The following is a 26,999-nucleotide window of genomic DNA, read 5'->3' on the forward strand; positions in this document are numbered from 1 at the left end:
TTTCACCATTAATGAATTCAAAATAAAGAAGAAAGGGTACCAATGAACTATACAGTAAAACAAATTGCAGACATCACCAATGCACAGATCATTGGAGATAAAGATGTAGTGATCAGAAATATAGCGTTTGACAGCAGAATTATTTATTCAACGAAAAATACGGCATTTATAGCAATCAATACGCACAAGAATTCCGGTGAAAAATTTATTGAATCTGCCATTGACCGTGGTATTGGTGTGATTATTTCTGAACATCAGCTTCCGCAGTTTAAAAATGTAACATGGATTATTGTTGAAAATTCGGTGGAATTCCTTCAGAAGCTGGCAAAATATCATTTCGAAAATTCTCATCTTAAATCTATCGGAATTACAGGAAGTAATGGTAAAACCATTTTAAAGGAATGGCTTTACCAGTGTCTGTGGAATGAATTTCCGACTGTAAAAAGCCCTAAGAGTTTCAATTCGCAGATCGGCCTTCCGCTTTCCCTGCTCCAGATCAACAGTTCTTACCAGCTTGGAATTTTTGAAGTAGGAATTTCAAAGCCGCATGAGATGGAAAAGCTGGAAAATATATTCCATCCGCAGATAGGACTTCTTACCCATATCGGGAATGCCCATGCAGCCAATTTTGAATCTGAAGAAGAACTGATCAATGAAAAGATCACGCTTTTTAAAGATTCTGAAATCATTATTTACAATGGTGACAATACACTGGTTGACAAAAAGATACATGAACTATATTCAGGTAAAAAATTAATTTCTTACGGACTTAAGAAGGGCAACCAGGTTTTCATAAAAGAAAATCTTTCTAAGGATGAAAAAATTACGGTTGTTTATTTTGATGAAGAAATCTCCTTCCCTGTCCATCAGAGGGATGAAGCTACTCTGACGAACGCTCTGGCTTTGATTACTGTTTTAAAAGAGCTGAATATCGATAATCAAAAGATCATCGAAAAGGTCAATTCTTTAAAAGCTGTAGAAATGCGTCTGGAAGCTATTGAAGGTATTAAAAACAATATCGTTATCAACGATTCTTTTAATCTGGACTTAGATTCCCTTAAAACTGCCCTTCAGTTTCTGAATGAATATAAGAAACCTAAGAAATCTTTGGTTTTAACCGATATTGTAGGCGTTAATTCCAATTCTAAAGAACTTTACGAAGAAGTTTCCGAGCTTGTGAATGACCAGAATTTTGATTCTGTGTTCCTTATAGGCGATGAAATATCAAAATTCAGTGATTTATTTAAATCTAAAACTTCTACTTTCGTCAGCACTAAGGAATTAATTGACAGTAAACATCTTACAGAAATTGAAAACCAGATCATCCTGCTTAAAGGAGCAAGAAAATTTGAGATCGAAAAACTGAAAGATATTCTTGAACTCAGAAAGCATGATACTGTTCTTGAGATCAATCTGAATGCCATTCTTCACAATATCAACTATCACAAATCCCTGCTGAAACCGGGAACGAAAATGATGGCTATGGTAAAGGCAAATGCTTATGGATTGGGCAGCTACGAAATTTCTGAATTTTTACAGCACCATCACATTGATTACCTGGGTGTTGCGTATGCCGATGAAGGAATAGAACTGCGTAAAAAAGGCATTACCACACCTATCATAATAATGAATCCTGAACAGCACAGCTACGAAGCTATTATTGAATATAACCTTGAACCTGAAATCTACAGTTTCAGGGTTTTGGAATTATTCTATGAAGCCGTACAGAAATCAGGTTATGATAAAAAATATCCTATACACATCAAGCTTGAGACGGGAATGCACCGTCTTGGTTTTAAAGATTTTGAACTGGATGAGCTAAGCGAAACTTTAAGTCATAAAAATGTAAAAGTTCAGAGCTTATTCAGTCACCTTTCTTCTTCTGATATGCCAGAAGAAAGGGAATTTACATACAAACAGTTCGAGATTTTCGAAAAGAATTCAAGCTATCTGATTGAGAAACTGGGCTACGCTCCTCTCCGACACATCCTGAATTCTTCCGGAATAACAAGTTATACGGAACATCAGTATGATATGGTGAGAATCGGGATCGGAATGATTGGTGAATCACCTTGTAGTGAAATACAAAAACAGCTTCAGTCTGTCGTCAGCTTTAAAACCGTAATTTCACAGATCTCAACGGTTGATACCGGCGAATCTGTCGGCTACAGCAGAAAGTATAAAGCTGATCATGCAGTAAAGATCGCTACTATTCCTCTAGGATATGCAGACGGAATTCCAAGACTGATCGGAAACCAGGTTGGAAATGTGGGCGTTAGTAAAACATTGGCCCCGATTGTCGGAAATATCTGTATGGACATGATGATGATCAACGTAGATCAGATTCCTAATGTAAAAGAAGGTGATACAGTCACCGTTTTTAATGCAAAACCAAGTTTAAAAGAGTTTGCAGGCTACTGCAAAACAATAACCTATGAAGTGTTAACTTCCATTTCGCCCCGGGTGAAACGGATATATATAAAAGACTAGTTATGAGAAAACTCCTGTTCCTTTTCTTCGTATTCCAACTCCTGATGATCCATTCTCAAGTGAAAAAGGATCTGGTTATTCCAAAAAATCCAAGAATCGGCCTTTCTCTTGCCGGTGGCGGTGCCAAAGGTTTTTCACACGTCGGAGTACTGAAAGTATTGGATTCACTGGGAGTAAAAATCGATTACATTTCCGGAACCAGTATGGGAGCTATTGTGGGCGGCCTGTACGCTTCCGGATATTCCGGAAAAGAAATAGAAAAGATCGTAATGGACACGGATTTCTATTCTCTGATCATGGATCCGAAATCCAGGCAGGAAACTTCTTTCTTTAATAAATCCGTCGATAAGTACCTTTTGTCCATTCCTTTAAAAAACGGTAAGATATCCCTTCCCTCCTCCATCAGTTCAGGACAGAGAAACGTATACCTGCTTAAGGAACTTTTCAAAAATGTTTCCAATATTGATGATTTCTCCAAACTACCTATTCCTTTTATGTGTGTTGCTACCAATCTGGAAAGCGGTAATATGGAAATTTTCGAAAAAGGAGATCTGGTACAATCAATAATGGCCAGTTCTGCCTTTCCTTCTTTGATGGATCCTGTAAAAATTGGCGACAGCATTTATATAGACGGAGCCATGACGGTAAATTATCCTTCAAAGCCGTTAAAGGACAAAGGGATCGATATCGTGATCGGTGTGGACCTTAATCAGGATTTGTCGAAAAGAGAGGATTTAAACAATATTATATCAATCCTGAATCAGGTTATTGACTTCGGAATAAAAAGAGACACCCGAAAACAATATAAATACACCGATATTAATATTAAACCGAATCTTAAGGGAATGTCTGCCACCAGTTATGATGAGAAGAAAAAAATTCTTGACAGCGGCTATGCGGAAGGTATGAAATACACTGCTGTACTGGATCAGCTTCCCAAACGGGAATTTGACCGCCTTAGAGAGCGTGTAAATCCCATATATTCCAATGTGTATAAGATTGACAGCATTTCCCTGGATGGGGGCCGTATTTACGGTAAAAACTACGTCTTGGGTAAAATGGGACTACGACTCCCTTCTATGCAGACTTACGGCTCTATCAACAAAAAGATCGATAAACTGGTTGCTACCAATAATTACCGTTTCATCAACTATGATATTATTCCGGAAAATGATGCCAACTATCTTAAGCTTTACGTCACGGAAGATGAAGCTCGTCATTTTTTAAAGGTTGGGCTTCATTATGATGAAGTATTCAAGACCGGTCTTCTTCTGAATTATTCAGGGAAGCGACTTTTATTTAAAAATTCAAACCTTTCACTTGATGTTGTCGTAGGCGATAAACCGAGATATTATCTGAATTATTTTATTGATAACGGATATATTCCTGGATTCGGTATTTACTCTTCCGGTATGAGCTTTGACCTTAAAAATATAGATAACAATGTTGTGGATAAATGGGAATGGTTCAGGAATGAAGCCTTTATACAGTCTGTATGGAAAGATAAATTTGCCATCGGAGGCGGGATCAGCCATGATTATTTCGGAGCTGAAATAAATGGCGAGCATGAGAGGTATATGCGTTTTTTAAACCCGTATGTTTTCCTAAAAAGTGATACCCAGAATGACAAAGACTTCCCTTCCAGAGGCATCTACATCAATGCAGAAGGTAAGGTGATCGATCTTTTAAAGTCCGAGGTTGAAAAAAGAATTATACAGGTTAAAGCAGATATCAGGATTAATGTTCCAATTTCAAAGCAATTTTCCTACCGACTTAATTTGTATGGCGGCATTACCATCGGTGACAATCTTCCGGAATTTTACCAATACAGACTCGGCGGAATTTTTGAACAGAATATGATCAATTTCAAAAGTTTTGGAGGATTCTATTTTGCTCAGCTTAATACCAATAATGTAATTCTTGTTTCCAATGATCTTCAGTTCAAATTCAATAAAAACTATTTTTTAAGCGGAAATTTTAGTTTTGCCAATCTTTCGGATGATATCAATTTTGAAGATGCAGTTAAAGTAAATTATAGTTCAGTAGGACTTACTGCCGGATATAAATCTCCGTTTGGACAGATCAAGGTCAACTTTAGCCATTCACTTAAAAACAATCAAAAAGGCATATTCAGTGTTATTTTAGGACACTGGTTTTAATACAATGATACAATTCTTTTACGAAAATTTACAGGAATCTGTGAGTACAGATTATCAAAAATGGCTGGAAGATATTATTCTTTCAGAAGGAAAAAAACTAGGCGAAATCAATTATATTTTCTGCGATGACGAATATCTGCTTAAGATCAATCAGGATTATCTGCAGCATGATTATTATACCGACATCATCACTTTCGATTATGTAAAAGGGAAAACAATAAGCGGAGAGATTTTCGTATCTTTGCAGCGAATTTCAGACAATGCTTCTACCCTGTCAAGAGATTACGAAGAAGAATTAAAAAGGGTCCTGGCCCATGGAATCCTTCACCTCGCAGGATACAAAGATAAGACAGAAGCGGAAGAGAAAGAGATGCGGAGAATGGAAGATTTATACCTGGCTAAGTTTAAGGAATTAAATCCTTGACAAATTGAAGAATCACTTAAAGAATAATCCGTAAAGTGTTCAATTATAGCCACAATAAAAGCTCATCTGGAGCACATTCTCTAAAAATGTTTCACGTGAAACATTCATAGAAAATATTAAAATTAAAGGCTTTAAATAAGCAATATAAAAATGATTTCAGAAACATATGACGTAATCGTAGTAGGTGCCGGACATGCAGGTTGTGAAGCTGCAGCTGCGGCCGCGAACCTTGGTTCAAAGACTCTGCTTGTTACAATGAATATGCAGACCATCGGACAGATGAGCTGCAACCCTGCAATGGGAGGAATCGCAAAAGGACAGATCGTAAGAGAGATTGACGCGATGGGAGGATACTCCGGAATCGTAGCAGATAAATCCGCCATCCAGTTCAAAATGCTGAACCTTTCCAAAGGACCCGCGATGTGGTCGCCAAGAACTCAGAATGACAGAATGCTTTTTGCAGAAGAGTGGAGACTGGCATTAGAAAATACACCCAATCTTGATTTCTTTCAGGATATGGTGAAACAGCTTATTGTAGAAAATAATAAAGTAACCGGAGTGGTTACTTCCTTAGGAATCCAAATAAAAAGCAAATCAGTTGTTCTGACCAACGGAACATTTCTTAATGGATTAATCCACGTTGGTGATAAACAATTGGGAGGCGGAAGAATGGGCGAACCAAGAGCATTCGGAATTACAGAACAATTGGTAAGCTTAGGTTTTGAAGCAGGAAGAATGAAAACAGGAACTCCTCCCCGAGTAGACGGAAGAAGCCTGGATTATTCTAAAATGGAAGAGCAGAAAGGAGATGAAAACCCTCAAAAATTCAGCTATACAGATACTCCTAAATTAACAAAACAGTTAAGCTGCCATATCGTTTATACCAATGAAACGGTACATGATATTCTTCGTGAAGGTTTCGACAGAAGCCCAATGTTTAATGGTACGATCCAAAGTTTAGGACCAAGATACTGTCCAAGTATTGAAGACAAAATCAACCGTTTTGCAGAAAGAACAAGACATCAGCTTTTTGTAGAACCGGAAGGATGGAAAACTGTGGAGATCTATGTAAACGGATTCAGCTCTTCTCTTCCGGAGGACGTACAAATCAAAGCTATGAAGCACATTCCTGGTTTTGAAAATGTAAAAGTATTCCGTCCCGGTTATGCCATTGAGTATGATTACTTCCCTCCTACCCAATTAAAGCATACTTTAGAGACAAAACTGATCGACAATTTATATTTTGCAGGCCAGATCAACGGTACTACAGGATATGAAGAAGCTGCAGGACAAGGTTTAATTGCCGGTATCAATGCACATAATAAAGTACACGGAAAAGAAGATTTTATTCTGAACAGAGATGAAGCCTATATTGGAGTTCTGGTTGATGATCTGATTACAAAAGGTACGGAAGAACCATACAGAATGTTTACTTCCCGTGCAGAATACAGACTTTTATTAAGACAGGATAATGCAGATATCAGGCTTACAGAAAAAGCTTATCATTTAGGTCTTGCCAAAGAAGACAGATTAAGGAAAATGCAAACGAAAGTCACTAAGAGTCAGGAGCTTGAAGAGTTTTTAAGAGAAACTTCTTTAAAGCCGGGCATTATTAACCCTATATTGGAAACCATTGAAAGTAATCCAGTAGATCAGGCTTACAGAGCGGCACAATTCCTTACAAGACCGAATATTACACTAGAAAAACTTGATAGTATTGATGCTATTAAAGAATTTTCTTCAAAATATGATGATGAAGTAAGAGAACAGGCGGAGATTAATATCAAATACAAAGGCTATATTGAAAAGGAAAAAGAAAATGTAGCTAAACTTAACCGTCTGGAAAATATAAAAATTCCGGAAGATTTTGATTATAAGAGCCTTTCCAGTCTTTCTTCAGAAGCAAAACAGAAAATGTCTAATGTAAGACCGAAGACTATTGCACAGGCAGGTAGAATAAGTGGTGTTTCTCCAGCCGATATAAACGTTTTACTGGTCTATTTAGGACGTTAAAACAAAAATGTTTCACGTGAAACATTTATAAATTAAAAGCAAAAATAAGGGTGTTTATGGATTTAAAATATATTATATAAATTCCCTTATTTTTAAAATATCAAGATATCATTTCATGAGAATAAAGGATCATTTTCTTTCACAGGAAATATTTGAAATAAAAGAAACAGAAACGAAAGGGGTTTTCAAAACCTCCCCTATTCCATCCAATATTTCCAAATATTATGAAAGCGAAGATTATATTTCCCATCATCAGGATTCAGGAAGTTTTAAAGAAAAGCTTTATAAATTCTTACAGTCTTTTAATCTGCAATACAAAAAGAATATTCTCACAGACAGAATAAAAAAAGGATCAAAGGTTCTTGATTATGGTTGCGGTGCCGGAGAATTTATAAAATATATAGAAAATGATTTTGAAACCTTTGGCTTTGAGCCTGATGCCGATGCCAGAAAAGCAGCCCTCCATAAAATATCCAAAGCCACTGTAATTGATGATATCAAGATTATTCAGGATCGCAGCCTGGATGCCATAACTTTATGGCATGTTTTCGAACATGTAGAAAACCAGGATGAGATGCTTGAAATTTTTCACAGAAAATTAAAAGATAAAGGACTTCTCATTATAGCCGTTCCCAACCCTACTTCTTATGATGCAAAACATTACAAAGAATATTGGGCAGCTTATGATGTACCGAGACATATTTATCATTTTTCAAAAAGTGGTATGGAAAATTTAATTTCCAGAAAACCGAACTGGAAAATGAGAAAAATCAAACCTTTAGTACTTGACTCATTTTACATCTCCATGCTAAGCGAAAAATATAAAAAATCACCTCTTTTTTGGTTAAAAGCAGTGGTCTACGGAACGATTTCCAATGTAAAGGCACTTTTTTCCAACGAATTTTCAAGTTTGATATACATTATCGAAAAAAAATAGAAAATCGATTTTTGAGCTATTTCTGAAGGTCAATTTTCACCAATTTCAAGATAAAAAACCAAAAACTCTGGAAAATTTCCAGAGTTTTATTTTTTTTATTCATTTAAAGATTACTTGTTTTAATAAACCAATTTCTTGAATTCAAATTCTTGATCTGAAAACAATCCAAATTAATTATAATTTTAATTCCCCTATTTCTATAAATTAAATTTCATAGAGTTGGTTATAACAATATCTTTTTTGTATCTATATTCTGAAGATAAAATTTTTACTGAGTTACTGAAATCTTATTTTTATGGGTATAATACTTAATGGGTAACAGATAAAATACAGTTTCTGTTATAAAATTAATTAATATTAAAAATATTCTAGTTATCTGATATTTTAAAAAATAATTTAAACATATTAAATTATAAACAATCATTCATTAATATTAATGTTATTAATTTAAGTAAAATATACATTTTATCAAATAAAAACATCATTTATTAATAAATATTAACGAATTAATATTAAATTTATATGAATTATTTAAAATATCATATTATGAAAAATCTAAAATTTTTTATTGTAGCATTAGGAATGCTTTCAATTTCTTCATGTAGCAATTCTTCAGAAGAAACTGATCTGGCTAATAATCCCGAATCTACTCAAATGTATTCCTTAGGTGCAAAATTTGTTGATCAGGAAACATATGAATCATTTCAAAAAGTTGATGTCAATGCCTTAACTATAAAATATCTAGGGAAAACCGCTACTTCTGCACTGGCTACTTTACCATCAAGCTTTACCATAACAGGCTCAGCAATTGGAGACCAGGGCTCAGAAGGATCTTGTGTTGCCTGGGCAACAGCATATGCAGCAACAAGTGCATTAGAATATAACTTTAAAGGTGTTACCGAACCAAGAAGCCCGGAATATGTATATAATCAGATAAAAATAGGCAGCTGTTCAGGAGGATCTTATGTTAGTTCCGGATTAGATTTAATAAAAAATCAAGGGGTATGCAGCTGGGCAGAAATGCCTTATACAGATGTTGAATGTTCTACACAGCCTAATACTACGCAGAAACAGGCAGCAAGCACACATACACTTACTAGTTGGGCTACTGTAAATAAAAGTGATTTAACGAATATAAAAACGTTATTAAGTATGAAACTTCCAATAATTATAGCAGTAACTGTAGATCAGAGTTTCTATAATATGGGTTCTACAGGATGGATTTGGAAATCACATTCAGGAAAAACTTATGGAGGACATGCAATTTGTGTGATAGGATATGATGATGCAAAACAAGCTTTTAAAGTGCAAAATTCTTGGGGTTCTTCCTGGGGAAGTAACGGATATTTTTGGATTGATTACTCATTTTTTGCAAAAACAACTAAAGGAGCCATCAATGAATGTTATGTAGCCTATGTACAATAAAAATAAACAAAGATTATAATAAGAAAACCAGCTGATAGCTGGTTTTTCTTATATATATAAATTATTAATCTATCAATTATTAATTGCAGCAATACCTGGAAGCTCAAGCCCTTCCAGACTTTCAAGCATCGCTCCTCCACCTGTAGAAACATAGCTCACTTTATCATCGTAACCGAACTGCTTTACAAACGCAACACTGTCTCCCCCTCCTACTAAAGAGAAAGCTCCTAATTTTGTTGCTTCAGCAATACTGTCTCCCAGAGCAACTGTTCCGCCCGCAAAATTTGACATTTCAAAAACTCCGATCGGTCCGTTCCAAAGAATTGTTCTTGAATTCAGCAATACGTCATTGAACTGGTCTCTTGATTTATGACCTGCATCAAGTCCCATCCATCCTTCAGGAATAGCATAGATATCTGCTTCTTTTCTTTCCGCATCATTATTAAAAGCTTCCGCAATAATAACATCAGAAGGAAGATATACTTTAACCTTATTTTCTTTAGCTTTTCCTAGAATCTCAAGAGCTAAAGGAAGCTTATCTTCTTCTACCAGTGAGTTCCCAATTTTTCCGCCTAAAGCTTTAATAAAAGTAAACGCCATACCTCCACCAATGATCAGATTATCTATTGCAGGAAGTATATTTTCTATAATGGTAATTTTAGTTGAAACCTTAGATCCTCCAAGTATTGCAGTTACAGGCTTCTCTCCTTTTCTTAATACTTTATCAATAGCCAGAAGTTCTTTAGCCATCAATAAACCGAAAAATTTAGTTGATTCAAAATATTGAGCAATAACTGCTGTAGAAGCGTGTGCTCTGTGAGCTGTCCCGAATGCATCATTTACAAAAGCATCCCCAAGTTTTGAAAGCTTTTCAGCGAATCCTGCATCACCTTTCTCTTCTTCACTATGAAAACGAAGATTTTCCAACAATAAGATCTTACCAGGCTGAAGCTCAGAAGCAGCCTTTTCAGCCTTTTCCCCGATACATTCATCCACAAACTTAACTTCCTTTCCTAGAACAGCGGAAACTTCATCTACGATATGCTTAAGAGAGAATTCATCTTTTACTTCGCCTTTAGGTCTCCCAAGATGGGTCATTAAAATTACAGAACCTCCATCATTAAGAATTTTTTCTACTGTAGGTTTTACAGCGGCGATTCTTGTATTATCTGTTACTTTTAGCTGATCATCCTGCGGAACATTGAAGTCTACTCTTACCAGAGCTTTCTTGTCTTTAAAATTGAAATCATTGATTGTTTTCATAAGTATCTTTGAATTTTCGTTTCACAAATGTAAGCTTTTAAACATTTTCAAAAGAACCAATAAAACAAAAGTTTCTGAAAACTTTCCCCCAACCCAATCACCCACTAATCAACAATTTTTTCTCTTTAAAAGAAAAGAATAATGTAGTTGTTGTTGAGTATTGTTAGTTTCGGGGATAAGTTTTATCGAAATAATTGGTAACAAATAATTTTTATTCAATTCATATTTAATTCACATTGTAATATCTTGTAAATCTGTCTTTTCACAGACTTATTAACAGATGTGAGTAAGTTTGCCACAAATCCATTATTAGTTATTTTATTATGGAAAAACTTTGGATTAAGTGGAGAAAACATTTTGAAAGTTGTGGTTAAAATTTTCAAATACATTTCCCATTACGAAATAAATTCATCTTTAAAAACAGAAAGTTGGAAAAAGTTTTCCACAGTTATTCACATACCTTTTCACAAATTACCATGGATTAACTAACAGACTTTGTTATTATTCTTACCTTTGTCATGAAATAAAATCTAAAAAGACTTAATACAGGTATTATGAAAAGAAAAATAGCTATTGCTGCAGACCATGCAGGCTATGAATACAAGGAGATTGTTAAGAACTATCTTTCGGAACAATTTGATGTTCAGGATTTTGGCACGTTTTCCACAGACAGTGTGGATTATCCGGACTTTGTTCACCCTGCCGCAACATCTGTGGAAAATGGTGAAAACGAATTGGGAATATTGATCTGCGGAAGCGGAAACGGAGTTCAGATCACAGCGAACAAACATCAGAAGATCAGATGTGCGCTTTGCTGGATGCCGGAGATTGCGGTCCTGGCGAGACAGCATAATGATGCCAATATGATCTCAATGCCGGCAAGATTTATATCTAAGGAAGTGGCTATAGAAATTGCAGAGAAATTTCTTTCCACAGATTTTGAAGGTGGAAGACACCAAAACAGAGTTGATAAAATTGCTGTTTGCTAAATATATAAAGGCCTGTAAATCAAATTGCAGGCCTTATTTATTTTTAATTTTGTATCTTTGCAGCAGCTAATAGAAATTTACCAGTCTATTATTTCCATACATAACCTGAAATATTTAAAAGATATTTATTTAAAGGTTTTCTCTCTCTTCTCCATATTTATAGTAATTTTAACAGACTAAGTTTCCATTGTAAATAAATTGGAAAGAAAATTGATGCTGTTGAATTAATAGTAAAATATAAAGACAGTATCCATAAAGAGGTAATAATCCTGAAAGTGATTTTATTCAAATGTCTATTAGTCGGAGGTAAAAATAATAAAACAGAAGTCCTATTATTTTGAATTTAAAAACTCTGCAGTTACAGATATTTCAAAAACAGATTATTACAATAATAACAATTAAATAACATTAAAAATGCCAAGAAAAGGTAAATATATAAGCCATAAAAACGAACAGAAACTCATAGAGATCGGAAGACTGATCCTGCGTTTCATGAATGCCAATTCGTCTAAAATCTATAATTATAAGCAGATTGCAGACGGAATAGAGTATAAAAATCCCCGCCAGAGAGAACTGGTAATTCAGGCCCTTCACAAACTTCAGGGTTCTGAAAAGATCAAGGAAGTGGAAAAAGGAAAATATATCGTGAATCTGAAGATTGCAGGAACTTTAACAGGAGTCATTGATTTTAACCAATCCGGAAATGCCTATGTTAATGTAGAAGGTGTGGAAGATGATATTTTTATCCATTCCAAAAATGTGAAAGATGCATTACAGGGTGATAAAGTCCTGATTGTGACCTATCATTTCAAAGGAAAAAAACTGGAAGGTTCCGTACTGGAAGTTCTGGAAAGAGCAAGAACTGAATTTGTAGGAACATTTCAGGTGGTTGCCCATAAAGACTTTGGATTTGTGGTTTGTGATAAAAAATCCATTCACACGGATATCTTTATCCCAAGATCTAAATTCGGAGGTGCTGAAAACGGTGATAAAGTCGTGGTAAAAATGACAGAATGGAAGCCCGGTGATAAGAATCCTGAAGGAGAAATCATCCAGGTATTGGGAGCTCCCGGTGAGCATGAAACAGAGATCCACTCTATTCTTGCAGAATATGGTCTTCCTTATGAATTTCCACAGGAAGTTGAGCTCGATGCAGATAAAATTGACAGAAGGATCACCGATGAAGAAGCTGCAAAGCGTTGGGATATGCGTGATATCTGTACCTTTACCATTGACCCTAAGGATGCAAAAGATTTTGATGACGCGCTTTCGATCAGAAAATTGGAAAACGGAAACTGGGAAATCGGTGTACACATCGCAGACGTTTCACATTATGTGGTTCCGGGAACTATTCTGGATGATGAAGCCTATAACAGAGCGACTTCGGTATACCTTGTAGACCGTGTGGTTCCTATGCTTCCGGAAGTTTTGAGTAACGATGTATGCTCACTTCGCCCTAATGAAGATAAATATACTTTCTCTGCAGTTTTCCAGATGAATGATAAAGCTGAGATCCAGAAACAATGGTTCGGAAGAACTGTGATTCATTCAGACAGAAGATTTACTTACGAAGAAGCTCAGGAGCGTATAGAAACAGGCCAGGGAGACCTTGCAGAGGAAATAAATACCCTTGACAGGTTAGCCAAAATTATGCGTGACGAACGTGTAAGAAACGGGGCTATTACATTTGACAGAAGTGAAGTAAGATTCAATCTGGATGAAAACAACTCGCCGATCGGAATATACTTTAAAATAAGTAAAGATTCCAATCACCTGATCGAAGAATTCATGCTTTTAGCCAATAAAAAAGTATCTGAATTTGTATCATTGAACAGTAAGGGCGGTGTTACAAACAATACCTTTATTTACAGGGTCCACGATGATCCGAATCCTGCGAAACTGGAAGCATTAAGAGATTTTGTTTCTACTTTCGGATACAAAATGAACCTTGACAACACCAAAAAAGTTGCAGAATCCCTGAACAAGCTTCTTGCTGATGTTAAAGGGAAAGGAGAAGAAAATATGATCGAAACACTGGCCATGAGAAGTATGAGCAAAGCGGTATATTCTACAGAGCCTATCGGCCATTATGGTTTAGGATTCGAATATTACAGTCACTTTACCTCTCCTATCCGACGTTACCCTGACCTTCTCGCCCACCGTCTTTTACAGCATTATCTCGATGGAGGAAAGTCTCCAAGCAAGCAGGAGCTGGAAGACAAGGCAAAGCACTGCAGTTCTATGGAAAGACTGGCTGCTGATGCAGAAAGGGACTCCATCAAGTTTATGCAGGTGAAATTTATGGAAAAACATCTTGGAGAAATATTTACAGGGGTTATTTCAGGGGTGGCAGAATTCGGATTTTGGGTTGAAATTCCTGAAAACGGGGCTGAAGGATTAATCAAATTAAGGGATCTGGTAGATGACTCATATTCTTATGATGCGAAGACCCATGCGGTGTATGGGAGCAGAACCGGCAAAAAATATCAGTTAGGAGATCAGGTTCGGATCAAAGTAGTAAAAGCGAACCTTATTCAAAAACAGTTAGACTTTAAGATTGTTGATTAATTAAATCATAAAGTCTAACTTTGTATTAATGGGATGAAATTTTTTTCATTTAAAATACTATTGAATGTTTGAACTTGTACTATCTGCTATTGTCTTAGGATTTATGCTGAGCCTGGTTTTTATAGGACCTATTTTTTTCCTTTTAATTGAGACCAGCTTCACCAGAGGGCCAAGACATGCTCTGGCACTGGACCTTGGAGTCATTACGGCAGATTTATTATGCATTGTTGCTGCATATTATGCAAGTGCAGATATTGTTACTTTAATAGATAAGCATCCCGGATTTTACAGGATTACTTCTATACTTATTTTTGTATACGGGATCGTTATGATGGTCACCAGGACCAAAATGCATATGCCCGGTGAAGAAAAGATCATTGGACAAAACTATTTTAAAACGTTTTTCAATGGTTTTTTCTTTAATCTTCTAAATGTAGGGGTTATTCTTTTCTGGCTGGTTACGGTTATCTCCGTAAGAAACCAGTACCCTGATACAAGCAGTTTTATACTCTATGTGAGCATTGTCATCGGTACCTATTTGTGTATCGACCTGGCGAAAATATTCTTAGCAAAACAATTTCACGATAAACTTACCCAGAAGCTTGCCAACCAGATCAGAAGAATCGTTGGCGGGATTCTTATTGTTTTCAGTTTCTTCATCTTTCTGCAGAGCTTTAAGAAATTCAACCAGTTCGACAGGCGTTTGGAAGAAGCTGAGAAAAAAGAAATCAAGTACCAAAAAACAGAATGAAAAAAATAATATTTCCAAAACCCCTTAAAAAAGGTTCTAAAATAGCGGTTATTTCCCCTGCCGGAGCTGTAGATGCTTCCCAGCTTGAAAAAGGAATAGAAATGATTAAAAGCAAAGGTTTTGAGCCTGTTTTAGGCGAGCACCTTTATACTAAATATTCAAATGGATATAATTATGCAGGGACAGAACAGGAAAGAATTAAAGATATCAACTGGGCTTTAAATGATAAAAATATTTCAGCAATCTGGGCCTCACGGGGAGGCTACGGATGTCAGCATCTGATTCAGCACTTAAAGCTGAAAAACTTTACAGAAAACCCGAAATGGTACATTGGTTATTCTGATAATACCGTTATTCAAAGCTATTTATTGAAAAAAGGTTTTGCTTCTGTTCACGGACAAACCATGAAAACCTCCAGCTTTGGAGTTACAGATGAAAGTTATGATCTGATTTTTGATATTTTAAAAGGAAAACGTCCTGAATATACATTAAAATCTCATGAATTTAATAAAAGAGGAAATAGTGCAGGAGATTTGGTCGGAGGTAATTTAGCCCTGATCTACGCTCTTTTGGGAACAAAATATTCTTTTGATTTCAAAGATAAAATTTTATTCATTGAAGATATCGGTGAAAACTTTTATGCTCTGGACAGAATGATCATGACTCTGGAATTAGCCGGAGTTTTTAATAAAATAAAAGGATTGATCGTTGGTGGAATGACCAATATGGGAGATGAAAAAGAGAATAAAAGCTATGAGGAAAGCTTCGATGAATTTGCCTATAAACTAATCTCTGACAGAATTTCAAAATATAAATTCCCGGCCGTTTTCGGATTTCCGAATGGGCACATTAAAGATAACAGACCTCTGATTATAGGAGGAAAAGCTAATATCAAGGTCGGAGATATGGTAAAGTTAAGTTTTAATTGATATCAAAGGGGTCCACGCTTTCCTATTCTCAAACTCTCAAACTCAAAAAAGATGGCGACTCATAATGATTTCGGTAAAATAGCAGAAGATCTTGCCGCTGAATATCTCCAGAAGAACGGCTATAGGATTGTTACGAAAAATTTTCGTTTTCAGAAAGCAGAGATCGATATCATTGCTGAAAAAGAAAGTCTGATCATTATTGTTGAGGTAAAAGCACGTTCTACAGATGCTTTTATGCTGCCTCAGGAAGCGGTTACGAAAACAAAAATTAAGTCTATCGTTACGGCCGCTAACCATTACCTTGAAGAATTTAGCAGGAACAATGAAGTGAGATTTGATATTATCTCTGTTCTTGCCGATGAAAAAAAGAAACTCACAATTGAACATATAACGGATGCTTTTGAAGCATTGGATGCAAACTAAAAAGTATAAAGTATTAAGATGCTTTGTATAATTATACATTTTACAATACAATGAAAACAATACTCATCACCGGAGCCACTTCCGGAATAGGAAAATCTACGGCAGAGCTTTTGGCCAGACAGGGAAACAGAATCATTATCTGTGGAAGAAGAAATGAAGTTTTGGAATCCTTGAAGACCGAACTTTCTCGATTTACTGAAATATTTAGTTTAAATTTTGATGTAAGGAATCTTGAAGAGGTGGAAAAAGCAATCAGTTCCCTGCCTGAAGAATGGAAAACAATTGATGTTCTTATCAATAACGCAGGAAATGCACACGGTTTGGATCCTCTTTCTGCCGGAAAGACAGATGATTGGGATTCTATGATCGATGGGAATGTAAAAGGGCTGTTATACGTTTCCAAAATGATTATTCCTTCTATGAAAGACCGTAATTCCGGGCATATTGTAAACATTAGTTCAGTCGCTGCAAGGCAGACTTACGCCAACGGAACCGTTTACTGTGCAACTAAAAAGGCAGTTGATGTAATTTCTGAAGGAATGCGCCTGGAACTTACAGAATTTGGGATCAAAGTGACCAATATTCAGCCAGGTGCGGTAGAGACCGACTTCTCTCTTGTCAGATTCAAAGGAGACAGTGAAAGAGCGGCTACCGTGTATACCGGTTATGAAGCATTGAAAGCTGAAGACATTGCTGATGCTATTGCTTACTGCGTCAATGCACCAAAACATGTGATGGTTTCAGATATGACCATCTACCCTAGTGCGCAGAGTGAGCCGAGAACGATTTACAGAAAGTAAGGTGAAAAAAATATCAGTTTTTATACTGCTGTTTTCACTGACTTTCTGGAATGGTCAAAATGCAGGCAACCTTCAAAAAGATAACAATCTGTTTGAGAATATTAAACTGCTGGATACCTATTTGCAGAATAATGATGAAAGAGTAATTGATCTTTTGCTTCCGGATGTGTCTTTCGGCCATTCCAACGGCTGGGTACAGAACTTTGAAGATTTCAAAAAAGATTTTTCATCAAAAAAAGTGAATTATAAAGACATCCGGCAAACAGAACTCTCCGAGATCAAAAGGTATAAAAATATAGCAAGTATCAGGAGAAAAATAAATGTTTTAGGAACATATAAAAATCAGGATTTCGAAATGAGACTGGCTTTGCTGGAGATCTGGGTAAAAAAGAATGCTGTGTGGAAACTCTGGAGCCGGCAGAGTATCGAAATAAAGCCATAAATTTGCATAAGTTTAAAGCAACTTCGCTTTCTGCAATTTTTAATTAGCTTAAAATAAGGAAATGAAAGTATTATACCTTGAAACCTCTTCCAAAAACTGTTCTGTAGCTATTTCAGACGATGAAAAGCTCCTGTGCCTTTGTGAAGAAGTTTCCGAAAACTATAAACAGTCTGAAAGCCTTCATACCTTTGTAGAATGGGCACTGGAAGGGGCAGGCCTCACCATGAAAGATATCGAGGCTGTTTCATTGGGTAAAGGACCTGGTTCTTATACCGGATTGAGAATAGGGGCATCTTCTGCAAAAGGTTTCTGCTATGGGCTAAAGGTTCCGTTAATTGCGGTGAATTCTTTAGAAAGTATGATAGAGCCTTTTTTAGACAAAAACTACGAGTATATAGTGCCATTGATCGATGCAAGGAGAATGGAGGTTTATACAGCCGTTTATGACGGTAAAATAGGAACAGAACTTTCGCCAACCGAAGCCAAAATTTTAGATGAAACTTCTTTCGAGGAATTTAAAGACAAAAAAGTGCTTTTTGTGGGCGACGGGGCAAAGAAAACAAAAGAGATCATAAATCTCCCGGATGCAGAGTTTAGGGATGACGTCTACCCTTCTGCACAATACCTGATCAAAAGGACCATAGAAAAGATTGCTCAGAACGAGGTTGAAGACATTGCCTACTTTGAACCTTTCTATCTCAAAGACTTCCATGGAGTAAAGAAAAAGAAATCGTCAGATTCTATATGACCATAAAAAAAGCGAAGATCTACTCTTCGCTTTTTTATTTTATTTAGGCTTTGCCGGAACCGCATCAGGGCTTTTTTCTGTATCCTTATCCTTCTTCAATTTCTGTTTAGGTTTTTTAGGATCGGTATCAGCATCTTGTATAAACTGCTGAAGCTGGGCGTTTTTATCATTTCCTGTAGGATTCTGAGGAATATTGTTATTCATATTCTGTACAGGCTGTACCGGCATTTGTGGCTGCTGTGGAAGAGAGTTTCCTTTATTATCTGTTGCCTGGAAAGAAAGTTCACTTTTCAGATAATTAAGCATTTCTTTCGCCTTTATGCCTTCCGGAGTTTTAGAATAGTTCAGTGCGATCTGCTCAAGCTGAAGGATCATGACTTCTTTTCCGCTCGTTTTTCCTGTATTGAAAGCATTCAGCAGGTGAAATTTCGGAACAAGGGCATCCTTGGGATACTTCTGTATCGTCTGATCTATAATATCGCGGCTTTCCGCAAACTTTTCAGCTTCATAGAGAGCGTAAGCCTTTTTGTATTCATTTTCAACATCTTCTGATGATTTCACAAATGAATTGTTCTTAGGGTTTCTTGCAAATTCAGCATACGAAGTATAAGGATAATCGGTCAAAAGGATCTGTTTTGCTCTTTCAGAGGCCTGGGGATTCTTTTGGTAATTCATTGCAAAGATTTCATAAAGAGCCTGAAGCATTACTTTTTCCTCAGGTTTTACATCAACAAGGTCGTATAATGTCTTTGTTGCCAAAGGCGTATTTGTGAAATAATTCTGGTACATCACTCCTAAACCTAAGGAAGCTGTGTCTCTGTCTTTTTTTAACTGACCCAGTTTTTCCTGGTCTGTAGGTATCTGTTCAATATAATAAGTCGGCTCAAAACGTCTTGGATTCGGTGCCGAAGTCACGCCAAGAGCTTCATTTTTCATATCTTCAATAGTCGCCATCTTTTTAGAATAACGCCAGTTATCAGCTAACGCCCGGTCTCCCCAGATCTGCTTAAATGAAGATGACCCTTTGCTTATTGTTCCTGTATTGCTGAAATAAAAGCCTTTGGTGGTAACCCCGAAATCTTCAAAAGAATTGGCATTATTGGCAAAAATTGAATTAGCATTATAATCCCCCGAATCAAAACCTTTACTTCTTTCTGCACGTATCCTCTCCTGTTCTTCTTTTTCTTCCTTAGCTTTCAATTTGGCGATATACTTCGAGAAAAAATCAGTTTTCTGGGCATCATTCATCTTTGCCAAAGAAAGAATACTGTCATTTTTCTTAATCAGATAATAGTTTTTGGAGATCTTCTTGATATATTCAGACTGATCTTTTATAAGAATCTTGGAAGGTTCATAGGTCATCACCGTAAGAGCAGAATCATAATAAGTTCCGGCGCCAATGTAGTCGTTTTTTTCCAGGTAGCTCTTCCCTATTTCGTAGTATGTAAGACCTCTTACCTGAGGATCTGAGACTTTTTCAAACAGAGACTTTTTAAAGAATTCCTGAGCTTCATCTTTCTTTCCTGCCTTATTGGCCATTAAACCCAAAGCATAGTAAAATTCATTCTTTCTGGAACCGTAAGTTCCTTTCTTACTGATGCCTTCCAGATAATTTTTAGCTCCGTTATAATCTCCTTTACCATTGAATGTTTTGGCAATTGCAATTTGGGATTTCACCTCAAATTCAAAATCATTGGCATATTTGTAAGCCTGGGTGAAGCTTTCACGGGCTTTATCATTTTGTCCAAGATTTTCAAAAACCTGTCCCCTCAGATAAGCTATCCTGCTTTTCAGTTTTCTGTCGGAATTCAGCTCAAAAGCTCGATCCAGCTCAGCTCCGGCTTCCTCCAGCTTTCCTGCATCCAGAAGGGCTTCGGAATGATAGATGCTCAGCAGCTTGGCATAACTTTTATTGATGTCCTCCCCTTGTAGTTGGGCGAAAGTTTCATTGGCTTTATGATAATCTTTGATCTGTGCATATGCTACTCCCTGATAAATTCTAGCCAAAGGAAGTCTCTTGTCATCCTTCATATGGGTGAAAACATAGTTCAGGGCATCCAGGGCCTGAACGGCTTTATTCTGGTAAATCCTGGATTGTACAAGGATCATATAAGCATCAAAGATCTTCTTATTTTTTTCTTCACCATTTCTGATAACAGAATATTTGTTGATTGCTTTCTGAGCCTTTGCTTCGGCAATTTCTAAAGTTGTAGCTCCTTTGTTCTGAAGCTCGTCAGGCATTTCCGGATTTGCAGATCCCTGAGCGCCAGGTATTCTGGGAGGCAATCCAGGTGCTCCCCTTTCAGAAGAAGACCTGTTTACTTCAGCCATTTTCATGGAATTTTCAGCGAAGGCGGCAGATTGGCCCAGATCACTTCCCAAAGGTTGATCTTCAATTGTAAGAATAGGAATATAAGGCGCATAAAAATTGTCCTTATGTCCTTTATCTCTGCTCGTGAATTCACTGTTTAACGCATCTTTTGCATTAAAAAGGGTATTATAATATGTGTTGAATCCTTTCAAGAATTTTGATCGCTGTTCCGGCTTTTTGGTCTTGGTCGCACAGGAAGCAACGATACACATGATTAAAAGGAATAAAATATTCTTTTTCATTATTCAATATAACTCTCTTATCTGCTTTTTATTATAAGCAGCTGATGATTTTGTAAAAATAACAAAATTTTGTAATGAATAATATTTTATATTTCTTTCAAAATTTTATAAACCAAATGGGTAGGAAGTCCCATGATCGTATAAAAGCTTCCGCTCATTTTGCTGATCTTTGCCATGCCCAGCCATTCCTGGATACCATAGCTGCCTGCTTTGTCGAAAGGTTTATAATTTTGAACGTAATATTCTATTTCATCATTGGTAATTTCATCAAATTCTACATCCGCAACATCAGTTTCAGTCCATGTTTTATTAACGGATTTTATAGTGATTCCTGTATAAACCTGATGAGTTTTTCCTGAAAGTAACTGCAGCATATGCTTTGCTTCATTCCCGTCTTTCGGTTTTCCAAGGATCTTATTATCTATTGCAACGACAGTATCGGCGGTTAAGAGTACTTCATCATCGGTTAATGCTCTGAATGCTTCTGCCTTTAATTCCGACAGATAAGCTGCCGCCTCTTCTATTTTGATATTCCCGGGAAGAATTTCTTCACAGTCTATTTTTACAACCTCAAAATCGAAGCCCAGGTTTGAAAGCAGTTCTTTTCTTCTTGGTGACTGGGATGCTAAAAGTAATTTCATAAGTTTTATACAGATTGCGTATTATCATCATGCCAGTTTCCCTGGACCTTCATCACCTGCTCTATCACATCGCGTACTGCCCCGCTTCCTCCTTTTTTGGCAGAAATATAATCAGATATTCCCTTTACTTCGGGAACGGCATTTTCAGGACATGCTGAAATAGCAGAATTTTCCATGATGTGGATATCGGGAAGATCATCTCCCATGGTCAGGATCTCTTCGTTTTTAAGATTGTATTTCTTCTTAAAATCTTCAAAATCAACCATCTTATTGTGTGATTTTGGATAATAATCCTCTATTCCAAGATAATTGATCCTGTGTTTTACCATTTCATCATTTCCGCCAGTAATTACTCCGATTAAATAATTGTTTTTTAATGCCTTAACTACTGCATAGCCGTCCAGGACATTCATTACCCTGCACATATTTCCGCCCGGAAGCAGATAAACACTTCCATCTGTAAAGACTCCGTCTACATCAAATACAAACGCCCTAATATCTTTTAATTTCTCTTTATAGCTCATACATTTTTTGAATAGAATGATTCATTGTTTTATAAATCTCAAGACTTTCATCTTTTAATAGCTGTTCATGCAATTCCAGCACCCTCACATCGTTTCTTACTGCCGGTCCTGTTTGTGCAGCTTTAGGTTCGATCTCATGAATTTTCTGTACCGTCTCATCAATCAAAGGCAGAAAATAATTAAATGGAATTCCCTGCGAATCCGAAATTTCCTTTGCTCTCGCAAAAAGATGATTGACAAAATTGCAGGCAAAAACCGCGGTAAGATGGATATATTTTCTTTTCTCGTGGCTGCTTTCCATCACATTATCTGATATTTTGGAAGCAATTTTAAAAAGAAGCTGTTTATCCAGCTCATTTTCAGCTTCAATAAAGAACGGAATTTTTTCATAATCAAGTTCTTTAGATTTTGAAAACGTCTGCAAAGGATAAAAATTTGATTTCCTGTACGTTCCTTTCAGGATTTCCTTGGGAAGAGATCCCGAAGTATGGGCAACCAGACAGTCTTTTTTTGTGATTAGCCGGGAAACGGTTTCCACAGAATTGTCGCTTACACAGATGATGTAAAGATCTGCATCTTGAAGGTGCTCAGTAGAATAAGAAACATTCAGTTCCTCAGAAATCTTTTTCAGTTCTTCGCCGTTTCTTCCAAAAATCTGCTTTAATGGTATATTTTTCAGGCTAAAAGCCTTTGCTATATGATAAGCTACATTTCCGGAACCTAATATTACAGTTTGCATCTAACAAAGATAAGATTTTAAAGGAAGACGGATGCAGGGCTCCGGAAGTTTGTGAAAGAATATGGGCTCTTACCAGTCTGTAAGGTTCACGGTGTAACGATCTGATATTATTTTAAATATTTGGACCGAAAATTGGATTAGTAATTTAACTTTCGGCTATTTTTGTAATCCAAAACAGTGAAAGCATCTTATGAAGATTAAGGACGCGGAAATTATTTCGTTGATGCAGAATCCACGGACCCAGGAAAAAGGAGTCCGTGCCTTGATGGATGCTTATCAAAGCAGGTTGTACTGGCACATCAGAAGAATTATTGTGGATGGAGATCTTGCTCAGGATACGTTGCAGGAGACTTTTATTAAAGCCTATCAGAATTTTCACCAGTTCAAAAATGACAGCCAGCTGTATACCTGGCTTTACAGGATTGCTACAAACGAAGCATTGCAACAGGTCAACAAGTTGAAGAAAATGCAAAAAACGGATGAAGATCCGGAGTATTATATGCAGAATCTGGTGGCCGACAATACGGAAGGAGATGCAGAAGAAATACAGCTGCTGCTCCAGAACGCCATACAAAGCCTGCCCGAAAAGCAGAAACTGGTATTTATGATGCGGTATTATGATGATTTGCCCTATGAAGAGATATCAAAAATTGTGGATATGTCTGTGGGGACTTTAAAGACCAATTATCATTATGCCAAACAGAAAATAGAAGAGTATATTAAAGAAAATTACGAGAGATAATTTTTTGATTAAACAGAGATGAAAGAGTTCGATATAGAAAAACTAGAACGTAAGAATATTTACAAAGTTCCGGATCATTTATTTGAAAATATCCAGAATAATGTAATGAACGAAGTGAAAGCGAATAAAAAGGCACCGGTTTTCAAGCTGAACTGGATGTATGCTGCTGCGGCATCATTGGCTTTGATATTCGGGGCAACGTATGTTTTTAATTCTGACAATGATCCGTCGACGGAGGTGTTGAGTTCAAAAACATTAGCCGTTAACAGTCAGCAGCCTAAGTCAGAAAGCGAACGTGCCTATGAAACTCTGGAAGCTGATTTAACTTCTGTTGAAAATAATAATCAAACAATTAGCAATCAGGTAACTAAAACAGTTTCATACATTCCTAAAAAGGATATAGAAAACGGAACAGCTCCGCAGCCGGTAAAAGCTGCCACAAAAAAAGAAGAGATTAAAATGAATGAATATCTGGATTCGTTTTCCAATTCTGAAATATCAGAACTGGCAAGCAACTCAACTCAGGACGTTTATTTAGATTTATATAATTAAAAGAAAGATGAAAAAGATATTATTTATACTTTTTATTATTTATGGTTTTGGCCTGAATGCCCAAAATTCAGATTATGACTGGAAAAAAATGGACCCTAAAAAAAGAAAGGAGGTAATAAACAATCTTTCTCCTGAAGAGAGAAAAGAACTTCTCAAGAAGTTCAGGAACAATATGGTGGTGGAAAATCTCGAAATTGATGCCAGTGATAAAACAGAATTTACTCAGCTATATAATGAGTATTTAGATAATCAGAAGCAGATAAAAAGCCAGTTTAACCCTGATTTCAACCCTGAAACATTATCTGATGATGAAGCCAAAGCAAAGCTTCAGCAGAGTTTCGAAGTAGGACAGAAACTGCTTGATAGCAGAAAGAAATATGCTGACAAGATGCAGCAGGTGATTCCTTGCCAAAAAGTATTGAAACTGTTCCAGTCTGAGGGAATGATGAGAGATAAAATGAATGAAAGAAAACCTCACAGCGGACGCAGTAATAGTATGGCAAAGCCCAAACAATACCCATAATAGTTTATTTTTTTAATGTTGGACGGCTCTTACAGACAATTGTTTGTGAGAGCCGTTTAGTTTTTAAAGTAAATTCATATTTTTGATAAAATCTTTCTGCTAAATGAAAAAAATACTACAGATCGCTTTAATTTTTGTTTCAACAGTTTCTTTTGCGCAATCTCAGGAGGTCATTAAAGAAAGAGGAAATCTTTCGAATCCAAAAGGGAATATTTATAAGTCTCTTGAAGTAATTGATCAAAGAGAAGATCAAAAAATAGGAGAGCTGCCTTTCGGAGACGGTAAAGAAATGAAAGAAATTGTTTTTCCCACTCCAATAAATAATTTCTTAAGTCAATGGTACACAGAAAGTAACCATAAAGGCGGGAAAAATGAAATGGTTTTAGTTCTTAAAAAGCTTAAAACTTATCTGGGAGAAACAGTAGGAAAGGAAACGGAAGGAGATCTAGAGTTTTCTGCCCAGACTTTTCTGAAAGAAGGAGATCATTATAAATTTTTATATAAAAAAGATACGGTTTATAGTTTCAGAAGTAAGAATATTTCGGATATAATGGTGAAAAATATTCCGGTTATTTTTGCGATGTTTATGAAGAAAACATATACGCTGAAACCCAAAGAAAATTCTGTAACAATAGATGCTCTTACGGATTATGAGTCTTTTGTAAAAGCCAATTCCGAAGCGTATAAAAATGAAAAGCTGAAAGATGGAATTTACTTAAATCATACTTCATTTATGAATCAGATTCCTGAACCGGGAAATTATGTTTTTGAAAAAAATGAAAAAGGAGCAGTCTTAAGAGCGATAAAAGAAGAAAACGGGAAGAAAAATAAAATCTCGGCCAATGAAATGTTCATTTATGTAGAAAATGGGAAAGCTTATAAAAAAACGTATTCGGGGTTTTTAGAGCTTAATAAAAATGACAGAGGATTCTATCTGGTAAGCAACAGGGGTTATATTCTTCCGGCTCAAAATTCTGCTGTTTTTTTAAGCGTTAGTGCAGGACAAGGAGGGATGTATGGAGGCCTTGCTGTTGGTCTTGTAGGGGTTTTTGAGCGGGGGTTTAGGCAAAATAAGGAGAGGAAAAGTGGAGCGTTTGCAATTTATATCGATCCACAGACAGGAGAATACGATTTCTCAGAGGAATAACATAGCTGCTCTTACAAATTTTTTGTGGAGTCGTTTAATTGTTAAACTAATTTATATTTTTACGAACGAACTTAAAAAAAACAAATGAAAAAAAAATTATTATTTCTATTATTTTCTAGTTTTGTTTTTGCTCAAAAAGACCAATTTATAGAGCTCAGAAATAGCATAAAAGATAAAAATCATTTTGCCAAATCTCTTACTTTGCTAGACAGGAGGGAAGATAAAAACATAGGAATAGTTTCTCACAGAAAAGATCCTTTCGAGGTAAAATTTGAAAAAGATGATTTGGAAAAATTATTTTCTGATTGGTTTTTAGAAGATAATAAGATACAGGGAAATATTCAATATTTTCTTGTGCTGGAAAATTTAAAGGTTAATGATATACCTACTGAAAGATCAGCTATGGGACATCTGGAAATGAAAATGTCCACTTTTTTAAAAAGAAATGATAAATATTATTTTTTAAAAAAACGTACAATTTCAAAAGATTATCAACAGAAAGATCATGCATATATTACGAGAGCTATAGCGGCTAAAATATCATCAGAATTAGCCGATATTATCAAAGATTCATACGCTGAAACCGGGCTCAGTGTTCCTGTTTTTGAAACCGATCTTGTAAATTATGAAAAAATAATACCCGAAAAGTTGTCAGTTTATAGTTCTGAAACTTTTACAGACGGTGTTTATAAAGATTATAAATCATTTGCCGAACAAAAACCAGCTAAAGAATTTGCAGTAAGGAAGAATAAAGATGGTGTAATTAAAGGAGTGAAAAGAGTTGATGGTTACGATAATCTTGGCAAAGATGTTTATGCAATAATTGATAACGGAATTGCTTACAAGAAAACGCCGGTAAGTATTATTGAAATTGAAAAAGATAATGACGGAATTTTTATAATGGCATCTCAGGAAGAAATTTTTCCGCAGTATAGCAGTACACCGATTATTGTAGGGGCAGGTGCAGGAGGTGCTATTGGAGGTTTGATTGTAGCTATAATAGACGTTGCAGCTGCAAGAATCCGCAAACAGAATGCTTCGTATTACAGAATAGGAATTGATAAGCTTACAGGGGAATATATTTTACCTGAAAATTTCGTTAAACCGAAATAAGGCAGATAAAAAGAGGAACAATTTGTTTCTCTTTTACTTTATTT

The 26,999-nt window shown here is 36.0% G+C and carries 24 protein-coding genes; 19 read left to right on the forward strand and 5 right to left on the reverse strand.

All coding sequences use genetic code 11. The features are described from left to right. The first annotated feature begins 42 nt into the window (after positions 1-42). From AC4IFE_RS05545 to AC4IFE_RS05570, 6 genes are all read left to right on the forward strand, one after another. Positions 43-2,490: a bifunctional UDP-N-acetylmuramoyl-tripeptide:D-alanyl-D-alanine ligase/alanine racemase gene (locus tag AC4IFE_RS05545; RefSeq protein ID WP_490755486.1), complete on the forward strand. Its 2,448-nt coding sequence runs from the start codon at positions 43-45 to the stop codon at positions 2,488-2,490. Between the two features lie 2 nt (positions 2,491-2,492). After that, positions 2,493-4,649: a patatin-like phospholipase family protein gene (locus AC4IFE_RS05550; RefSeq protein WP_490755488.1), complete on the forward strand. Its 2,157-nt coding sequence runs from the start codon at positions 2,493-2,495 to the stop codon at positions 4,647-4,649. 4 nt (positions 4,650-4,653) lie between these two features. Continuing rightward, positions 4,654-5,073, forward strand: coding sequence for an rRNA maturation RNase YbeY (gene ybeY / locus AC4IFE_RS05555; protein ID WP_490755489.1), 420 nt, complete (start codon positions 4,654-4,656; stop codon positions 5,071-5,073). Positions 5,074-5,223: 150 nt separating this feature from the next. Further along, positions 5,224-7,086, forward strand: coding sequence for a tRNA uridine-5-carboxymethylaminomethyl(34) synthesis enzyme MnmG (gene mnmG / locus AC4IFE_RS05560; protein WP_490755491.1), 1,863 nt, complete (start codon positions 5,224-5,226; stop codon positions 7,084-7,086). A 115-nt stretch (positions 7,087-7,201) separates the two neighbouring features. Then, complete coding sequence (locus tag AC4IFE_RS05565) at positions 7,202-8,023, forward strand: class I SAM-dependent methyltransferase (protein ID WP_490755492.1); 822 nt, start codon at positions 7,202-7,204, stop codon at positions 8,021-8,023. Between the two features lie 546 nt (positions 8,024-8,569). Next, positions 8,570-9,448 carry a C1 family peptidase gene (locus tag AC4IFE_RS05570; protein ID WP_490755494.1) on the forward strand — a complete coding sequence of 293 codons (879 nt, stop codon included), beginning with the start codon at positions 8,570-8,572 and terminating at the stop codon, positions 9,446-9,448. A gap of 72 nt (positions 9,449-9,520) precedes the next feature. Here AC4IFE_RS05570 and AC4IFE_RS05575 read toward each other — a convergent pair whose 3' ends face one another. Then, entirely contained in the window at positions 9,521-10,711 is a 1,191-nt protein-coding gene (locus AC4IFE_RS05575) for a phosphoglycerate kinase (RefSeq protein WP_490755496.1), read from the reverse strand. A 554-nt stretch (positions 10,712-11,265) separates the two neighbouring features. Here AC4IFE_RS05575 and rpiB point away from each other — a divergent pair. The 8 genes from rpiB (at position 11,266) to tsaB (ending at position 18,361) form a co-directional block, all read left to right on the forward strand. Then, entirely contained in the window at positions 11,266-11,700 is a 435-nt protein-coding gene (gene rpiB, locus AC4IFE_RS05580; protein WP_426048222.1) for a ribose 5-phosphate isomerase B, read from the forward strand. A 414-nt stretch (positions 11,701-12,114) separates the two neighbouring features. Continuing rightward, entirely contained in the window at positions 12,115-14,268 is a 2,154-nt protein-coding gene (gene rnr / locus AC4IFE_RS05585) for a ribonuclease R (protein WP_490755497.1), read from the forward strand. 64 nt (positions 14,269-14,332) lie between these two features. After that, complete coding sequence (locus AC4IFE_RS05590) at positions 14,333-15,019, forward strand: LysE family translocator (RefSeq protein ID WP_111953945.1); 687 nt, start codon at positions 14,333-14,335, stop codon at positions 15,017-15,019. Then, the gene (locus AC4IFE_RS05595; protein WP_490755498.1) at positions 15,016-15,948 is read left to right on the forward strand and encodes a S66 peptidase family protein; all 933 of its coding nucleotides are present in this window, start codon (positions 15,016-15,018) and stop codon (positions 15,946-15,948) included. Before AC4IFE_RS05590 ends, AC4IFE_RS05595 begins: the two co-directional genes overlap by 4 nt. A 51-nt stretch (positions 15,949-15,999) precedes the next feature. After that, complete coding sequence (locus AC4IFE_RS05600) at positions 16,000-16,371, forward strand: YraN family protein (RefSeq protein WP_490755499.1); 372 nt, start codon at positions 16,000-16,002, stop codon at positions 16,369-16,371. Positions 16,372-16,421: 50 nt separating this feature from the next. Further along, positions 16,422-17,171 (forward strand): SDR family NAD(P)-dependent oxidoreductase, encoded by a 750-nt coding sequence (locus AC4IFE_RS05605; RefSeq protein WP_490755500.1) that lies wholly within the window; start codon positions 16,422-16,424, stop codon positions 17,169-17,171. 1 nt (position 17,172) lies between these two features. Continuing rightward, positions 17,173-17,613 carry a nuclear transport factor 2 family protein gene (locus AC4IFE_RS05610; protein WP_490755502.1) on the forward strand — a complete coding sequence of 147 codons (441 nt, stop codon included), beginning with the start codon at positions 17,173-17,175 and terminating at the stop codon, positions 17,611-17,613. Between the two features lie 61 nt (positions 17,614-17,674). Next, positions 17,675-18,361 carry a tRNA (adenosine(37)-N6)-threonylcarbamoyltransferase complex dimerization subunit type 1 TsaB gene (tsaB, locus tag AC4IFE_RS05615; protein WP_490755504.1) on the forward strand — a complete coding sequence of 229 codons (687 nt, stop codon included), beginning with the start codon at positions 17,675-17,677 and terminating at the stop codon, positions 18,359-18,361. A 39-nt stretch (positions 18,362-18,400) separates the two neighbouring features. Here the strand turns inward: tsaB and porW are convergent, their stop codons facing one another. From porW to AC4IFE_RS05635, 4 genes are all read right to left on the reverse strand, one after another. Beyond that, the gene (gene porW / locus AC4IFE_RS05620; RefSeq protein WP_490755506.1) at positions 18,401-20,974 is read right to left on the reverse strand and encodes a type IX secretion system periplasmic lipoprotein PorW/SprE; all 2,574 of its coding nucleotides are present in this window, start codon (positions 20,972-20,974) and stop codon (positions 18,401-18,403) included. Positions 20,975-21,060: 86 nt separating this feature from the next. Next, entirely contained in the window at positions 21,061-21,615 is a 555-nt protein-coding gene (locus AC4IFE_RS05625) for a Maf family protein (protein WP_490755507.1), read from the reverse strand. Positions 21,616-21,620: 5 nt separating this feature from the next. Beyond that, on the reverse strand, positions 21,621-22,139 hold the full coding sequence (locus tag AC4IFE_RS05630) for a KdsC family phosphatase (RefSeq protein WP_490755509.1): 519 nt from the start codon (positions 22,137-22,139) through the stop codon (positions 21,621-21,623). Further along, the gene (locus AC4IFE_RS05635; RefSeq protein ID WP_490755511.1) at positions 22,129-22,878 is read right to left on the reverse strand and encodes a Rossmann-like and DUF2520 domain-containing protein; all 750 of its coding nucleotides are present in this window, start codon (positions 22,876-22,878) and stop codon (positions 22,129-22,131) included. The genes AC4IFE_RS05630 and AC4IFE_RS05635 overlap by 11 nt, the downstream gene beginning before the upstream one ends. 190 nt (positions 22,879-23,068) lie before the next feature. On the opposite strand from AC4IFE_RS05635, the gene AC4IFE_RS05640 reads away from it, so the two are divergent. The 5 genes from AC4IFE_RS05640 (at position 23,069) to AC4IFE_RS05660 (ending at position 26,955) form a co-directional block, all read left to right on the forward strand. Then, positions 23,069-23,620, forward strand: a complete 552-nt coding sequence (locus tag AC4IFE_RS05640) for an RNA polymerase sigma factor (protein ID WP_034701130.1) — start codon at positions 23,069-23,071, stop codon at positions 23,618-23,620. A gap of 18 nt (positions 23,621-23,638) precedes the next feature. After that, entirely contained in the window at positions 23,639-24,172 is a 534-nt protein-coding gene (locus AC4IFE_RS05645; protein WP_490755512.1) for a hypothetical protein, read from the forward strand. A 7-nt stretch (positions 24,173-24,179) separates the two neighbouring features. Beyond that, entirely contained in the window at positions 24,180-24,695 is a 516-nt protein-coding gene (locus AC4IFE_RS05650) for a hypothetical protein (RefSeq protein ID WP_490755514.1), read from the forward strand. Between the two features lie 103 nt (positions 24,696-24,798). Continuing rightward, positions 24,799-25,842, forward strand: a complete 1,044-nt coding sequence (locus AC4IFE_RS05655) for a hypothetical protein (protein ID WP_490755516.1) — start codon at positions 24,799-24,801, stop codon at positions 25,840-25,842. Positions 25,843-25,926: 84 nt separating this feature from the next. After that, positions 25,927-26,955, forward strand: a complete 1,029-nt coding sequence (locus tag AC4IFE_RS05660; RefSeq protein ID WP_490755517.1) for a hypothetical protein — start codon at positions 25,927-25,929, stop codon at positions 26,953-26,955. Positions 26,956-26,999: the final 44 nt, after the last annotated feature.

The sequence above is a fragment of the Chryseobacterium sp. UF-81 genome (assembly GCF_058245105.1).

Bases quoted from the DNA above. Each gene is read 5' to 3' on its own strand.
- AC4IFE_RS05545 (WP_490755486.1), top strand. From the start codon at position 43: ATGAACTATACAGTAAAACAAATTGCAGACATCACCAATGCACAGATC.
- AC4IFE_RS05550 (WP_490755488.1), top strand. From the start codon at position 2,493: ATGAGAAAACTCCTGTTCCTTTTCTTCGTATTCCAACTCCTGATGATC.
- ybeY (WP_490755489.1), top strand. From the start codon at position 4,654: ATGATACAATTCTTTTACGAAAATTTACAGGAATCTGTGAGTACAGAT.
- mnmG (WP_490755491.1), top strand. From the start codon at position 5,224: ATGATTTCAGAAACATATGACGTAATCGTAGTAGGTGCCGGACATGCA.
- AC4IFE_RS05565 (WP_490755492.1), top strand. From the start codon at position 7,202: ATGAGAATAAAGGATCATTTTCTTTCACAGGAAATATTTGAAATAAAA.
- AC4IFE_RS05570 (WP_490755494.1), top strand. From the start codon at position 8,570: ATGAAAAATCTAAAATTTTTTATTGTAGCATTAGGAATGCTTTCAATT.
- AC4IFE_RS05575 (WP_490755496.1), bottom strand. From the start codon at position 10,711: ATGAAAACAATCAATGATTTCAATTTTAAAGACAAGAAAGCTCTGGTA.
- rpiB (WP_426048222.1), top strand. From the start codon at position 11,266: ATGAAAAGAAAAATAGCTATTGCTGCAGACCATGCAGGCTATGAATAC.
- rnr (WP_490755497.1), top strand. From the start codon at position 12,115: ATGCCAAGAAAAGGTAAATATATAAGCCATAAAAACGAACAGAAACTC.
- AC4IFE_RS05590 (WP_111953945.1), top strand. From the start codon at position 14,333: ATGTTTGAACTTGTACTATCTGCTATTGTCTTAGGATTTATGCTGAGC.
- AC4IFE_RS05595 (WP_490755498.1), top strand. From the start codon at position 15,016: ATGAAAAAAATAATATTTCCAAAACCCCTTAAAAAAGGTTCTAAAATA.
- AC4IFE_RS05600 (WP_490755499.1), top strand. From the start codon at position 16,000: ATGGCGACTCATAATGATTTCGGTAAAATAGCAGAAGATCTTGCCGCT.
- AC4IFE_RS05605 (WP_490755500.1), top strand. From the start codon at position 16,422: ATGAAAACAATACTCATCACCGGAGCCACTTCCGGAATAGGAAAATCT.
- tsaB (WP_490755504.1), top strand. From the start codon at position 17,675: ATGAAAGTATTATACCTTGAAACCTCTTCCAAAAACTGTTCTGTAGCT.
- porW (WP_490755506.1), bottom strand. From the start codon at position 20,974: ATGAAAAAGAATATTTTATTCCTTTTAATCATGTGTATCGTTGCTTCC.
- AC4IFE_RS05625 (WP_490755507.1), bottom strand. From the start codon at position 21,615: ATGAAATTACTTTTAGCATCCCAGTCACCAAGAAGAAAAGAACTGCTT.
- AC4IFE_RS05630 (WP_490755509.1), bottom strand. From the start codon at position 22,139: ATGAGCTATAAAGAGAAATTAAAAGATATTAGGGCGTTTGTATTTGAT.
- AC4IFE_RS05635 (WP_490755511.1), bottom strand. From the start codon at position 22,878: ATGCAAACTGTAATATTAGGTTCCGGAAATGTAGCTTATCATATAGCA.
- AC4IFE_RS05640 (WP_034701130.1), top strand. From the start codon at position 23,069: ATGAAGATTAAGGACGCGGAAATTATTTCGTTGATGCAGAATCCACGG.
- AC4IFE_RS05645 (WP_490755512.1), top strand. From the start codon at position 23,639: ATGAAAGAGTTCGATATAGAAAAACTAGAACGTAAGAATATTTACAAA.
- AC4IFE_RS05650 (WP_490755514.1), top strand. From the start codon at position 24,180: ATGAAAAAGATATTATTTATACTTTTTATTATTTATGGTTTTGGCCTG.
- AC4IFE_RS05655 (WP_490755516.1), top strand. From the start codon at position 24,799: ATGAAAAAAATACTACAGATCGCTTTAATTTTTGTTTCAACAGTTTCT.
- AC4IFE_RS05660 (WP_490755517.1), top strand. From the start codon at position 25,927: ATGAAAAAAAAATTATTATTTCTATTATTTTCTAGTTTTGTTTTTGCT.